Here is a 12,360-nt window from a genome sequence, read left to right on the forward strand (position 1 = left end):
CGAACGTGTTTCTTCTCTTTCTTATCCCGCATTTGTATATTTGCTTCTCTTTAGAGCAGGCGTAATAATATATTTCAATGAACGGTGTAATTTTGTTACAAGAACTGCTGCTATAATCGCTTTTATGCAATCACCTGGTAAAAACACAACACTCACTTTCATCGTTTCCCATACAGAAATATCCATTACGAAAGCTTGCACAAGGATACCAAATACATAAACTACGAAAATACCACCAATTATATTAATACATAATACTTTTATAATAGAAACTTCACGTAAACGCTCAATTAAGTAACCAATGACAAATGCTCCAACGATATAACCAAGTAAATATCCTGCACTTGGCCCAACAAATACGCCAAAGCCACCACGTCCACCAGCAAGTAATGGCGCTCCAACTCCTACAATAAGTAAGAAAATAAGCTGGCTTAATGCACCAAGACGTGATCCTAACAATCCACCAGCAAGCATAACACCAAGTGATTGTAATGTAATTGGAACTGGTGTAATAGAAAGAGCAATTGGAGGTATTAACCCTAACACTCCCATAATAGAACTAAATAAAGCGACGAAAACTAAATTTTTTGTATTCATATTTGCTTCTCCTATTTGTAAACTCAAAATGATTTTTAGATAACATATTATAGGAGTTATATTATCTTTCTATTTAGCGTTTGTCAACTTATTTTTAAATTAGGTTTACAAATATAAATTCCATTATTTCTCTTTATGCAAATGCTCAAGTTCTTTCCGAAGCGCCTGTTTTAAAAACTTCCCAACAGATGTTTTCGGTATTTCTTCCATAAATACAATATCGTCTGGTAACCACCACTTCGCAAACTGTGGTTTTAAAAACTCATATATTTCCTCTTTCGTAACTGTACTATTTTTCTTTTGAACGACGCAGGCAACAGGGCGCTCTTGCCACTGCGGATGAGGAACAGCAACGACAGCCGCTTCAAATATAGCATCATGTGCCATTAAAGCATTTTCAAGGTCTACTGAAGAAATCCACTCGCCTCCGCTTTTAATCACATCTTTCGTACGGTCGACAATTTTTACGCAGCCTTCCTCATCGACTGTGACAACATCTCCTGTATATAACCATCCATCGCGAAAGCCTTCTACAGTACGATCATCGTTATAATAGCTTTCAGCGATCCATGGCGCTCGTAAACATAGTTCTCCCATCTCCGTACTATCCCACTTCACTTCACCATTTGTACCGACTACTTTCATTTCTACACCAGGGACAAGATACCCTTGCTTTGATCTAATTTCTAATTGCTCTTCATACGATAATTCTGTTTCATAACTTTTTAAACGTGCAAGTGTTACGAGTGGGCTTGTTTCGGTCATACCATATGCATGGATGAAAGGAACATTGTGTTTCTGTTCAAATGCTTTAATAACACTTTTCGGTGCGGCTGCACCACCACATAGTATTCTCGTCATACTAGATAAATCATAACTATTATTTTCTAACTCTTGTAATACACCAAGCCAAATTGTCGGCACACCAGCAGCTAACGTCACTTTTTCAGATTGAATCATTTCTAATAAAATTTTCGGCGTAAACATCGGTCCTGGAAGAACTTGTTTTGATCCAAACCAAGTAGCAGCGAAAGGAAGTCCCCAAGCATTCACATGGAACATCGGTACAATTGCCATCGCCGCGTCACTTTCCGATAAAGCAGCTGTATCCGCTAAACCGAGTGCCATACAATGCAGTACAGTACTACGATGCGTATATACAACACCTTTTGGATTTCCTGTAGTCGCTGACGTATAACACATACCAGCAGGTGTATTTTCATCAATATCTTTTACAAATTGGAAATTTGGATCGCCTTCTTCTAATAGCTTTTCATAATGATATACAGGTTCTAGCGTAGTATTTGGAAGTCCATCTTTATCAGTCATAATAATGTAGGCTTGTACAGTTGATAATTCAGATTGAATTTTTTCAACAAGTGGTACAAGATCTTCATCAATAAGTAGAATTCGATCTTCTGCGTGCTGAATAATGTATGAAATATGTTGAGGAGATAAACGAATATTAATTGTGTGTAAAACGGAAGCAATACCAGGAATAGCAAAATACGCTTCCACATGTCGATGATGATTCCACGCTAACGTTCCTATACGCTCGCCTTCTTTAATTCCTAATTTTTTTAACGCACTGGAAAGCCTTCTCGTTCTTTCACCTAACTGCTTATACGTTAATGTCGTAACTGTGTCATGTGTCCGTGAAACAATTTCTTTCTTCGAAAACAGTTTTTCTGCTCTTTCCATCATAGAACTAATTGTTAGCGGTACATTCATCATCATATTGGTTATATCCCCCTTTAAAGCGTTTTCATTTTTCGTTTATTATAACAGACTTCTACAAATAATCGCGACATTTTTCTGTATTTTCTGAATTATTTCTTTGGAAATAATTCAGAAAATACTAAGAGAAGATATGCTAAAATTCCTTCTTACGATATATAAATACCGAAATAACAAAAGAAAAGATATATATGATAACGCCAAATATCGTATATAGAATGGAAGCATATAAAGATGAATTTAAATTTGATATTGGAAATTGTTCTATTAGATAGCCAATTACACTTTGTAATCCAAAATAAGTAACAAGTCCCCCGCATGCGCCTCCAATTGTAATAGCATCAGATTTTTCTGCTCCAAAAATATAGAGGAGTGGATAGGCTATTGCTCCGGCATTAAGGATGATAAACGTCCCTAAAGAAACACTCTTAAATATACCATCATCAATTGGCGTACCTGAAATTGAAGCATGTACGTAAAATATGCTATACGATAATAAAGTACCAATAATTACAACTATAAAATAGAAAAGGTAGTGACTTTGCACAATGTTATTTCTAGTAACTGGTAAAGTAAGTACATATTTTTCATAACCTGACTTACTCTCATATTTAATAACTTCAAGTGCAGGAATTGCAGCAAAAAAGATAATAAACGTAGCAATTAAACGGTACATTGAAGCATTACCAAAATAAAAAACGCATCCAGCTCCCAATATCGCTATTCCCATGAACATAAAGAAAGTTCGATACACTAGATAATAGTTTGTCAATAATAAACCTCTCATTTATTTTTCACTCCTCGTTAATAAGACACTTATTTCTTCTATCGAGATGGTTCTATGAGCAATACCACTTGGTAATTTATATATATCTGATACGAGTACATTGAAATATGAACCAAGTCTCCTTCTAGCCACAACTATATCTTTGTTAATTAAAGCTAATTGTTCTTCATCAACGTCTACAATGGAGTAACTTTTCAAAACTTTATCCTTTTCTTCGTTCAATAAAATTTCTCCATCTTTTATAATGATAAGATGGCTAGCTATTTTTTCTACATCACTCATAATATGAGAAGAAAGTAGTATACCACCATTACTTTTACTCACAAAACTTTTTAATTCCTCTAACACCTCTTCTCTAGATGAAGGATCGAGACCACCCGTCGCTTCATCTAGAATTAATAATTTTGCATTATGCGATAACGCAACAGCTATAGTTAGTTTCATGGACATTCCACGCGAGAATTTACCTACTTTCTCATTAGTAGGTAAAGAAAAAGTATGAACTAATCGATAAAAATTATCTTGATCCCAAGATTCAAACATCTTTTCAAAAACTTTGTTTAGTTGCTTTATCGTAAGATGAGCCGGTAGATTCATAGCATCAAATACGACTCCTATCTTTTCCTTAATCTTGGCATCTTTATTTATATTTTCTTCACCAAATATTTTTACTGTACCACTATCTTTAGAAATTAATTCTAGTACTGTTTTAAAGGTTGTTGATTTCCCTGCTCCATTGTCACCAATGAATCCAACAATTGATCCAGACGGCACATTGAAGGAAACATCTCTTAAAACAACTTTGTTTCCAAATGATTTACTTAAATTTTCAATTTCTAGAAGATTTGACATCATTACACTCCTATCTTAACTTTTCATAAAAATATGTTTTCATTTATTAAAAATTATCCACTTTTTCTCTCACTTTCTTTTTCAGTTTAAAAATAAGACGATTACTATATTCTTTATTTTCTACTAAAATTCGATACGCCTCTAATACTCCTAACACACGAACAAAAAGATAAACTCCAATAGCAATAAGTACAACACAATAAGGGTGATACTGGACTAATTCTCCTGAAGTGATATGCTTTTTCTCAAATAAAAAAGGTAGCGCTCCTGCTGCTATAAAACAAAATCCAACGATTATTACTACAGCATACTTTTTCTTAATAATTGCATATCTTGTTGTCAATTCTTTTAGAAAGTTTTGATCAAATAATAATTCTTCCTTTTTTAATACATTGTATCGACTTTCTTCTATCATTACAGGTACCATCATCGCTCCAATTCCAAGAACAGCAACAATAATGACAAGGAATGTCGACATTGTTGCATCTTCTTTAAATAGTAAATATGGTATTGTAGATAAAATGAGTAAACTAAATCCTAGCGCTATATATTTAGAAATTTTTTGTCCATACGCTACATACCCTTCTGCCATTTCCTGACTTACGTAATAGCCATCCACATTTTCATTACTTTTCTCTGCAGTTTCTTTTAATAAATAGTCGAGTGATACTTCAAAAACATTTCCAATCATTATTAACTTTTCAGTTTCAGGAAAACCTTGACCGTTTTCCCATTTACTAACCGCTTGCCTTGTTGTGTTTAATTTCTCAGCTAATGCTTCTTGAGAAAGGCCCTTTTCCTTTCTTAATTTAAAAAGCTTTTCACCAAATCCCATATGTGTGTGTCCCCCTTTGTTTTCTTACCTAAATTGTATGTAAACATTGCCTTTATCTCTATCTTCCTGCGGTTGCACTTTGTCAACTTACGGTTGCGAATGTGTTATATAGCGGTTTTCTATACAATTTAGCTAGTTTTCTTTTATGATTATGGTGTAAATAAAAACCTCCCATCTCAATAACCAATTATAACAATTAAAGGTAATTATTGTTACCCGAAAATAAAAACTCCTTTATTTATTTAAAGGAGTTTTCGATATGAAATATTCTAAGATGAGCTAATTTTTCTTTCTCATACTAATTCACAATTTCTTCTATACATTTTTGTACGTTGTGCAACGATTCATAAGCATCCCACACAGTATATGTTGTCATCTCTTTATATAAGGCATATTCATATATATGTAAATATTTCTCCTATTAACTTCCCTAATAAAAACACTTTTTAATAATCATAACGGCTTCTGCTTAAACTTTTCATAATGTCGTACTTTTAATAAAAGGACATTCCCGCAATCTGTACAAATATAAGCATCTACTGGTGAAGATGTGAACATCGTCTCCTTTTTCCGTATTTGTGCATAACCGACAAACTCACCTTCTCCTATATTTTGAGAACCACAATTAGAGCATGTCTGCACGTCTTTCTGTTTCATGAGAGCACCACCTTTAATCTGTTTCTACTCCCTTCGACAGTTCACTTCCATTTCCCTTCCAAAAAACCTCTTATTCTCTTACATTTCAACAGGAATCTCAGAACAAACATCGTATATGTACTATGAAATATATTTATTGACGGGGGAATCTCATGAGTACAATTATGACAATCAATACCGCACAAGAAATTGAAAACGCAGAAATACATATGCTTTCTTCTAGATTAGCACTATTACAAGCAATGGACGGAAATCCAATGCAGGTACAAGTGAAAAAGTTCGGTAGTGCCACTGCCTTTTCATCAAAAGTAATTGCTGGTCCTGCTTTTAATACAGTAAAAGGCGTTACCTTTACAAATACAGATGAGATAGATGCGATTCTCTCTTATTATCAATCACTACAAATTCCTTGCCGTTTTGAAATTACACCAGCGCAAGGTACAGCTGAACTATTTCAATACTTATCTGAAAAAGGTTTTTATCAATCTAGCTTCCATACCGCTTTATATAGTACACCGCGAGAAGATCCGTCCCTTCTTCCTTCTAACATTTCAGTACGCAAACTAAAAGAAAATGAGTTTGATGTTTTTGCAGACATATATGTACGTGGATTTAACATGCCATCCTTTACAAAAGATGGTGTGCGCCAAAATAACGAAATTCTCTACGATAAACCAGGATGGCATTTTTTCATAGCTGAAGTTCAAAACATTCCTGCTGGCATTGGTGTCCTGTATATAAATAAGGGTGTCGCATCATTAGCTGCTTCTGCTACTTTGCCAGAATTTCAGCGTAAAGGTTGTCATACTGCCTTAATTCAAAAACGAATTGAGACAGCTATTGAATCCAATTGTCATTTAATAGTCGGACAAGCAAGATTCGGTAGCAGCAGTCAAAATAATATGGAACGTGCCCATATGAAGATCGCTTATACAAAATCAATCTGGACCGCCAAAAACATATAATTAACATTCTTTCTCTTCTCATTACAACTTTATACACTTTATGACAATTCCTTTTCAACTCTATTAATCATTTGAATATTCAAACTAAATCTGTTACGCTATTGCTAGATACATCATTCAACTTGCAATATGAAAAGAGCATTCTAATCAAACTACAAGGAGGAGAAATGTATGACTAAACATGATCATGGTTTAAAAGAAAAAGTAGAAGGTGCTATTGATAAAGTAAAAGGTGAAGTAAAAGAAGTTGTCGGGAAAGTAACTGATAATAAGAAATTACAAGCTGAAGGAAAATGGGATAAGGTAAAAGGCACTGCTAAAGATACTGTCGGTAATGTAAAAAAGAAAGTTAATGAATATAAAGAGAATAAAGAAAATAAATAAAAAACGAAAATGTAGGGTTGTGCAAGTAGTAAGTTACTAGATTTGAGAAAAGAGAAATTGCACCCATAAAAAATCATTTTAAAACGACAAATAGATGCCTCAAGGCATCTATTTGTCTATAAATAACTATTTTAATTACCCAACCCTTAAGCTTTTCCTTACTAACATTTTCTAACATAATGCCTTTGCTACAGTAAAGGCTTACTTTGTGAAATTTGGTTTTAGATCACCTGTATACGGTTCATGCTCAACAAAGATTTTTATATCTTTTCCATTCGCATCTTTCCCCATTCTTGTATACGTAAATTTCTCTTTATTTAATTCTGTAAGTTCAAGAACTGCACCGTATTTATTATTTCCTAACGAAACATGAGCTCTTATTTTATTACCATGTACAACATCAAAGAAACCGTAGTCTCCACGACTTTCTCCAGTATTCACATTGAAAAACTCGTATTTATTTGTATTTTTATCGTATTTTGCTAGACTGATTAAGTTTGAGTTATATTTTGTTACATCATTACCTTGGTCGTCTAATACCACCGTTCCGTTCCATAGTGTACTAGATAAAATTTCATCTCCATCAACATCTTTAACTATTTTACCTGTCGAACTTTCTAAATTTTTATCAGGCCGCGTGAAAGAAAGTTCTTTTTCATGGTACGGAATATGTTCAACAAACACCTCTACATCGTTCCCTTTTGTATCTTTCCCCATTCTTTTATATGTAAATTTCTCCTTATCTAATTGCGTTAATTCAACAACTGCTTGATAATTTTGCGTCTCAGAAATTAGTACTCTTTTCTTTCCATCATTCGTTATAAAAAAGGTACCGCTATCATTACGACTCTCTCCTGTACTTGCATTAAAAAATTCATACCTTGCCGTTTTAGCATCATACTTTGCAAGCCCGATGAAATTTTGATTTTCTTTCGTTACATCATTATGATCTTTGTCATAGACTTTTGTCCCTTGCCAGTTTGTTTCACCAAGTATACTAGCTAGTTGTTGCCCCTTCGTCTTTTGAGTTTGCTTAGTTTCTTGTATTGCATTGTATAAAAATTGTGCATACTGTTCACGCGTCACATCCATATTTGGAGCAAAATTTCCTCCGCCTACTCCTTTTGCAATATTATTTGTTTGAACAGCACTAATTGCATTGCTTGCCCATGAGTTCGTTGAAACGTCATTAAAAGTGTGATCACTCTTTGCCTTTAAATGAAAAGCATTTGTAAGAACTTGTGCCATTTCTGCACGCGTTAAGGAAGCCTTCGGTCTAAAATTCCCATGCTCGTCACCCTTAAAAACGCCCATTTCTGTTAAAGACAAAATCTCCTTTATATAACTTGTCGAATCTTCACTTACGTCTCCATATGGGTTCTGATAATTTTTGTCTTCTGCCAAATTAAAATAACGATATAGTAAAGCTGCAACTTGTTCGCGTGTCACGTTATCTCCAAAACCAAATCTTCCATCATCATAGCCGAAAATGATTTTCTCGTCTGTTAATTGCTGAATCGCCTCATATGCCCAGTGCCCCTTTGGAACATCTTTGAATACCCCAGTATGATTCGTGTTTGGTGTAACTACTTCTGCTTTCACCTCTCCAGTCGTTTCACTTAATAGACTTCCACCTAAAACTGCTGATATGATACATGTTTTTAAAATTGTTTTATTCATAGCTTCCCAATCCCTTCCTTCATTTAACAAATAATTACACCACTTTTCTTTCAAAAGAAGATTCTATGTGCGCAATTTATGTTATAAATTTTGATTACAGCTAATGGAATACAAAGTGTTACACATCCAAATTTCTTATTTGTAGTATCAATAGCTGCTATATATAGGAATTATAAATAGGAACTATAAATTGCCCATAAACAAATTATTAAAAAAAGATAAAATTAAGATAATATATTTTTAATCTCAATTTTTTTATAAAAAACGTTCCTTTTGGCAAAAAAGATGGCTTGAAATTAAAAGTTCATTCTATTTTTTTGTTTATGTTATCATGATAAAAGAAAGAATATTCCGAAATAAAAAACCCTGAATTTGGGCAGAAATAAGGAAAAGAAATTGAATATTGAGCAACAATCATATGATGTGGTGAAACAGTTAATTGAACAAAGATATCCAAACGATTGGGGTGGAGCCGCAGCGATTCGTGTAGAAGATGGAACAATTTATACAAGCGTTGCTCCGGATGTAATAAATGCTTCAACTGAACTTTGTATGGAAACAGGTGCAATTTTAGAAGCTCATAAATTTCAAAAGAAAGTTACACATTCTATTTGTCTTGCGAGAGAAAATGAGCATTCTGAATTAAAGGTACTCTCGCCTTGTGGTGTATGCCAAGAACGTTTATTTTATTGGGGACCAAAAGTACAGTGTGCGATTACAAATGCTAAACAAGATATTATTTTTAAACCTTTAAAAGAGTTGCAACCATATCATTGGACAGAAGCATATCATGATGAAATGGCAAAAGAATGGAGTACGAGATAGAGGAATAAGTTTCATTATTTCCCTGATGACAATAAAAAAATGTCACGGCCTTTTCCAAATAAAACATCGAAAAAGGCCGTGACATAACACTTATTTTATAATTGACGAAAGCTTACTTCCCTTCATTTTTCTCTAACACATACAAATCTTCTTCAATATTAGATAGTTTCTCTGTTACAAGCTTTCTTGCCTCTCCAATTGCTTGATTGTATGCAAATGGTCCAACTAATTTAATCATTTCTTCTATTAAACGCTCTGCTTGGAAACGTCCAATTTCATCTAAATCTTCTTCAACGAAAAATTGCTGAATTTGTGCTACAAGCTCTTCTTTTTTATCATTTGGTATTTTTATATTCATCATCGTTTATTACTCCTCTATATGTAAGATAGTATGTTTCTTAACTCTACCATAGAAAAACGCTTTCCAGGACAACTTTTTGTAACGCCTTCTAGCTCCCTATGACCGAGTATATTTTCTTTCTTTATAGCAAACCGATTCATAAACATTTTACATAAAGAATATAATGCATTCATTTGTGCGGTAGTTGGATCATATTTATCAAAATTACCCGTCATACATATTCCAATTGTATCTCTATTATGATCTTTCGCATGTGCTCCAATATGTAAACCACGTCCTTCGACTACAGTTCCATCTTCTTCAATAAAATAATTGTAACCGATCCCGCTCCACCCTCTTACTTTTTGATGAAATTCATGTGTTTTATACACATCCCATCCATCTTCGGATGTATGGTGAATAATCAGTTTGTTTACTTTTTCTAAAGGAACTAATTCATCTTGAAATGCTAAATTTACACATTTAATTTCCATTTGAATATCCCCCTTAAAAATCAATCATCATAATTGTTTTATCATCTGGTCGTATTCTCTTTTCCCCTTCTAACTCTTCAATAATTGCTACATATTCATTTATACTATTCTTTCTTATATATGCAACAGTTTGTTCGAGTGGCCAATCTGGGTGGAATAATCCGTCTGAACAAATAAAAATCCCACTCACTTCATCTACATGTAATTCCCCATGCTGCAAATAATGAATTGCTTCTTTCATTCCATTCGCAACGGAATATCCCCCCTTCACATTTGCAAGATAACGATTGTATTTTAACTGTTCTCGCACATCTTGAAAAACATGTTCTTCTGGTACAGATAACCCTTTTTTACGATCTTCTTCTCTTTTCTTTTTTGCTCGTTTACTAATTCCTTCAACCGTATCTTTCGTTAATACTTGCATCGTTCCTTTTCGAAATATTGTGACAATCATACAGTCCCCTAACTGTGCGTATTCAATTTTCTCACCAACTATTTGGACTGCCGCGATACATGTGCACCACAAATGCTCTTTCTTTCTCGTATCTACTCCATATGCTAACATTTTTCTTTGCAATGCTTCATTTGCTTTTGCAACTGCAACTTGTAAACTATGATTTTCGCGGAATGAATTAAAATAACTTGCAAATAAATGTGAAGCGATGTATGCTCCATTATGTCCCTTTTCATCACGAAATGGGACAAGTGGTGTTGCACCGTCACATACACCATAAATCTTTTTTTCTTCATTACAAAAATAAGAATCCTCACATTCTTGCTTCAACGGGCTTTTCTGTTGATATGTTTTTATCTTCACAACTGTATCCCCTTTCAAATGGTAAAATACTCAAATTCTTTTGATTAATCTAATTTTCCGAAATAAACTGTTTTTACCCAAAACTTTCAATATCATATATAATCTTGAAATAATATGAATTTTTCAGTGAAGGACGGGAAAGAGATGGTCAGATTTCTTGGTGTTATTATTGGTTCTATTATTATTGCGATTGCCTTTAATCTTTTCCTTATCCCCCACAAAATTTTAAGTAGTGGAATTGGCGGAATTGCTATTATTTTAGGGATTGTAACTCCTGTAAACACAGGTATTATTAACTTTGTATTAAACTTACCTATCCTTATTTTAGGATACATAGGTCTTGGAAAAAAAGTCATTTTTAACACGATTGTCTCTGTTATTGTATTATCTGTTGCATTATACTATGTTCCAGTGAAAGTCGTAGCAACAGATCCACTTTTATCATCTATCTTTGGTGGTGTTATTGCCGGAGCTGGTATCGGTCTTGTTTTTAACTGTAATGGATCAACTGGTGGATTTGATATTATCGGTATGTTGTTATCTCGCAAAAGAGATATTAAACTTGGCGGATTCCTTATTATTTTAAATGCAGTCGTTGTAATCATTGCAGGATTCTTCTTCACTTGGGATGTTGCTCTTACAAGCTTACTTTCGATTTATGTAACTGGTAAAGTTATTGATGCTATTCATACGAAACATCGGAAGGTTACACTTATGATTGTAACAAATGAAGCAGAAAAAATGAAAAAACAACTTCTTTCAACTGTTGTACGTGGCATTACATTACTTGATGGCGAAGGTGCTTATTCTAGCGAAAAGAAACGTGTACTTATGACAGTCATTTCTCGTGAAGAATTAGCAAGTATGAAATTAACAATTTCTGAAATTGACCCTCATGCATTTGTTAACATTACAGAAACGGTTGAAGTATTAGGATTGTTTAGAAAAGGTTAAAAAACTAGGTGGATTTCCACCTAGTTTTTATTTTCCATAAATTCAATTCGATTTCCGAACGGATCTGACACATAAAATCGAATTACATCTGGTCGTGCATGATCATCTATTACTTCAATGCCTTGCTGTATTAACGCTTGTTTAAATTCATCTATGTTTAAAACATAAAAAGCCGGATGTGCCTTTTTAGCTGGGGTAAAGTTTTGCTCAACTCCGATATGAATCTCTTGATTTCCACACTTAAACCAGCACCCACCGCGCTTCTTTAATTCCTCTGGCTTTGGGATTTCCTCCATACCAATTTTATTACTATAAAACTCGCGCGCTTCTTCTTCACACCCTACAGGCGCAGCTACTTGTACATGATCGATCCCTTGAATATAAGTTCTCATTTTCTCTCCCCCTCTTCTACCCTAATGTTATAAGGAAAACCTAC

At 33.9% G+C, this 12,360-nt stretch carries 15 protein-coding genes and 1 pseudogene; 4 read left to right on the top strand and 12 right to left on the bottom strand.

Annotated features, from left to right (window positions below):
* Nucleotides 1–21: 21 nt before the first annotated feature.
* The 7 genes and pseudogenes from ACTFR9_RS10205 to ACTFR9_RS10235 all read right to left on the bottom strand — a co-directional run bounded on the left by ACTFR9_RS10205 (nt 22) and on the right by ACTFR9_RS10235 (nt 5,465).
* Nucleotides 22–597 carry a biotin transporter BioY gene (locus ACTFR9_RS10205; protein ID WP_001093330.1) on the bottom strand — a complete coding sequence of 192 codons (576 nt, stop codon included), beginning with the start codon at nt 595–597 and terminating at the stop codon, nt 22–24.
* 123 nt (nt 598–720) lie between these two features.
* Nucleotides 721–2,334 carry a long-chain fatty acid--CoA ligase gene (locus tag ACTFR9_RS10210; RefSeq protein WP_061184628.1) on the bottom strand — a complete coding sequence of 538 codons (1,614 nt, stop codon included), beginning with the start codon at nt 2,332–2,334 and terminating at the stop codon, nt 721–723.
* 136 nt (nt 2,335–2,470) lie between these two features.
* Nucleotides 2,471–3,121 (bottom strand): ABC-2 transporter permease, encoded by a 651-nt coding sequence (locus tag ACTFR9_RS10215; RefSeq protein ID WP_061184629.1) that lies wholly within the window; start codon nt 3,119–3,121, stop codon nt 2,471–2,473.
* Nucleotides 3,122–3,973 carry an ABC transporter ATP-binding protein gene (locus ACTFR9_RS10220; protein ID WP_000067330.1) on the bottom strand — a complete coding sequence of 284 codons (852 nt, stop codon included), beginning with the start codon at nt 3,971–3,973 and terminating at the stop codon, nt 3,122–3,124.
* Between the two features lie 46 nt (nt 3,974–4,019).
* On the bottom strand, nt 4,020–4,808 hold the full coding sequence (locus tag ACTFR9_RS10225) for a helix-turn-helix domain-containing protein (protein WP_000505602.1): 789 nt from the start codon (nt 4,806–4,808) through the stop codon (nt 4,020–4,022).
* A gap of 301 nt (nt 4,809–5,109) precedes the next feature.
* Nucleotides 5,110–5,243, bottom strand: a pseudogene (locus ACTFR9_RS10230) (GNAT family N-acetyltransferase); the annotation flags it as partial.
* Between the two features lie 18 nt (nt 5,244–5,261).
* A complete protein-coding gene (locus ACTFR9_RS10235) occupies nt 5,262–5,465 on the bottom strand; it encodes a hypothetical protein (protein ID WP_000810212.1) in 204 nt (67 codons plus the stop codon).
* A 152-nt stretch (nt 5,466–5,617) separates the two neighbouring features.
* Between ACTFR9_RS10235 and ACTFR9_RS10240 the strand changes: the two genes are divergently transcribed.
* Together ACTFR9_RS10240 and ACTFR9_RS10245 are read left to right on the top strand one after the other, a co-directional pair.
* Nucleotides 5,618–6,430, top strand: a complete 813-nt coding sequence (locus ACTFR9_RS10240; RefSeq protein WP_000104264.1) for a GNAT family N-acetyltransferase — start codon at nt 5,618–5,620, stop codon at nt 6,428–6,430.
* A gap of 171 nt (nt 6,431–6,601) precedes the next feature.
* Nucleotides 6,602–6,814 carry a CsbD family protein gene (locus ACTFR9_RS10245; RefSeq protein ID WP_000160413.1) on the top strand — a complete coding sequence of 71 codons (213 nt, stop codon included), beginning with the start codon at nt 6,602–6,604 and terminating at the stop codon, nt 6,812–6,814.
* A gap of 201 nt (nt 6,815–7,015) precedes the next feature.
* On the opposite strand, the gene ACTFR9_RS10250 is transcribed toward ACTFR9_RS10245, so the two are convergent.
* Nucleotides 7,016–8,494 (bottom strand): DUF4822 domain-containing protein, encoded by a 1,479-nt coding sequence (locus ACTFR9_RS10250; RefSeq protein WP_002170180.1) that lies wholly within the window; start codon nt 8,492–8,494, stop codon nt 7,016–7,018.
* A 396-nt stretch (nt 8,495–8,890) separates the two neighbouring features.
* On the opposite strand from ACTFR9_RS10250, the gene ACTFR9_RS10255 reads away from it, so the two are divergent.
* Nucleotides 8,891–9,319, top strand: a complete 429-nt coding sequence (locus ACTFR9_RS10255; RefSeq protein WP_229136652.1) for a cytidine deaminase — start codon at nt 8,891–8,893, stop codon at nt 9,317–9,319.
* A 112-nt stretch (nt 9,320–9,431) separates the two neighbouring features.
* On the opposite strand, the gene ACTFR9_RS10260 is transcribed toward ACTFR9_RS10255, so the two are convergent.
* From ACTFR9_RS10260 to ACTFR9_RS10270, 3 genes are read right to left on the bottom strand one after another with little or no spacing between them, the layout of a single operon-like run.
* Nucleotides 9,432–9,680 carry a DUF2164 domain-containing protein gene (locus ACTFR9_RS10260; RefSeq protein WP_000981073.1) on the bottom strand — a complete coding sequence of 83 codons (249 nt, stop codon included), beginning with the start codon at nt 9,678–9,680 and terminating at the stop codon, nt 9,432–9,434.
* Nucleotides 9,681–9,694: 14 nt separating this feature from the next.
* Nucleotides 9,695–10,153: a peptidoglycan recognition protein family protein gene (locus tag ACTFR9_RS10265; protein WP_000402952.1), complete on the bottom strand. Its 459-nt coding sequence runs from the start codon at nt 10,151–10,153 to the stop codon at nt 9,695–9,697.
* A gap of 13 nt (nt 10,154–10,166) precedes the next feature.
* Nucleotides 10,167–10,988, bottom strand: coding sequence for a protein phosphatase 2C domain-containing protein (locus ACTFR9_RS10270; protein WP_001997998.1), 822 nt, complete (start codon nt 10,986–10,988; stop codon nt 10,167–10,169).
* Between the two features lie 126 nt (nt 10,989–11,114).
* Here ACTFR9_RS10270 and ACTFR9_RS10275 point away from each other — a divergent pair, with 126 nt between their 5' ends.
* Nucleotides 11,115–11,924: a YitT family protein gene (locus ACTFR9_RS10275; RefSeq protein ID WP_000251335.1), complete on the top strand. Its 810-nt coding sequence runs from the start codon at nt 11,115–11,117 to the stop codon at nt 11,922–11,924.
* Between the two features lie 20 nt (nt 11,925–11,944).
* On the opposite strand, the gene ACTFR9_RS10280 is transcribed toward ACTFR9_RS10275, so the two are convergent.
* A complete protein-coding gene (locus ACTFR9_RS10280) occupies nt 11,945–12,316 on the bottom strand; it encodes a VOC family protein (RefSeq protein WP_001261472.1) in 372 nt (123 codons plus the stop codon).
* Nucleotides 12,317–12,360 lie beyond the last annotated feature (44 nt).

Origin of the sequence: Bacillus cereus group sp. MYBK222-1 (assembly GCF_051916425.1) — a bacterium.
GTDB classification, from domain to species: domain Bacteria; phylum Bacillota; class Bacilli; order Bacillales; family Bacillaceae_G; genus Bacillus_A; species Bacillus_A paranthracis.

Coding starts and splice junctions, on each gene's coding strand:
- ACTFR9_RS10205 (WP_001093330.1), bottom strand. CDS start 597: ATGAATACAAAAAATTTAGTTTTCGTCGCTTTATTTAGTTCTATTATG.
- ACTFR9_RS10210 (WP_061184628.1), bottom strand. CDS start 2,334: ATGATGATGAATGTACCGCTAACAATTAGTTCTATGATGGAAAGAGCA.
- ACTFR9_RS10215 (WP_061184629.1), bottom strand. CDS start 3,121: ATGAGAGGTTTATTATTGACAAACTATTATCTAGTGTATCGAACTTTC.
- ACTFR9_RS10220 (WP_000067330.1), bottom strand. CDS start 3,973: ATGTCAAATCTTCTAGAAATTGAAAATTTAAGTAAATCATTTGGAAAC.
- ACTFR9_RS10225 (WP_000505602.1), bottom strand. CDS start 4,808: ATGGGATTTGGTGAAAAGCTTTTTAAATTAAGAAAGGAAAAGGGCCTT.
- ACTFR9_RS10235 (WP_000810212.1), bottom strand. CDS start 5,465: ATGAAACAGAAAGACGTGCAGACATGCTCTAATTGTGGTTCTCAAAAT.
- ACTFR9_RS10240 (WP_000104264.1), top strand. CDS start 5,618: ATGAGTACAATTATGACAATCAATACCGCACAAGAAATTGAAAACGCA.
- ACTFR9_RS10245 (WP_000160413.1), top strand. CDS start 6,602: ATGACTAAACATGATCATGGTTTAAAAGAAAAAGTAGAAGGTGCTATT.
- ACTFR9_RS10250 (WP_002170180.1), bottom strand. CDS start 8,494: ATGAATAAAACAATTTTAAAAACATGTATCATATCAGCAGTTTTAGGT.
- ACTFR9_RS10260 (WP_000981073.1), bottom strand. CDS start 9,680: ATGATGAATATAAAAATACCAAATGATAAAAAAGAAGAGCTTGTAGCA.
- ACTFR9_RS10265 (WP_000402952.1), bottom strand. CDS start 10,153: ATGGAAATTAAATGTGTAAATTTAGCATTTCAAGATGAATTAGTTCCT.
- ACTFR9_RS10275 (WP_000251335.1), top strand. CDS start 11,115: ATGGTCAGATTTCTTGGTGTTATTATTGGTTCTATTATTATTGCGATT.
- ACTFR9_RS10280 (WP_001261472.1), bottom strand. CDS start 12,316: ATGAGAACTTATATTCAAGGGATCGATCATGTACAAGTAGCTGCGCCT.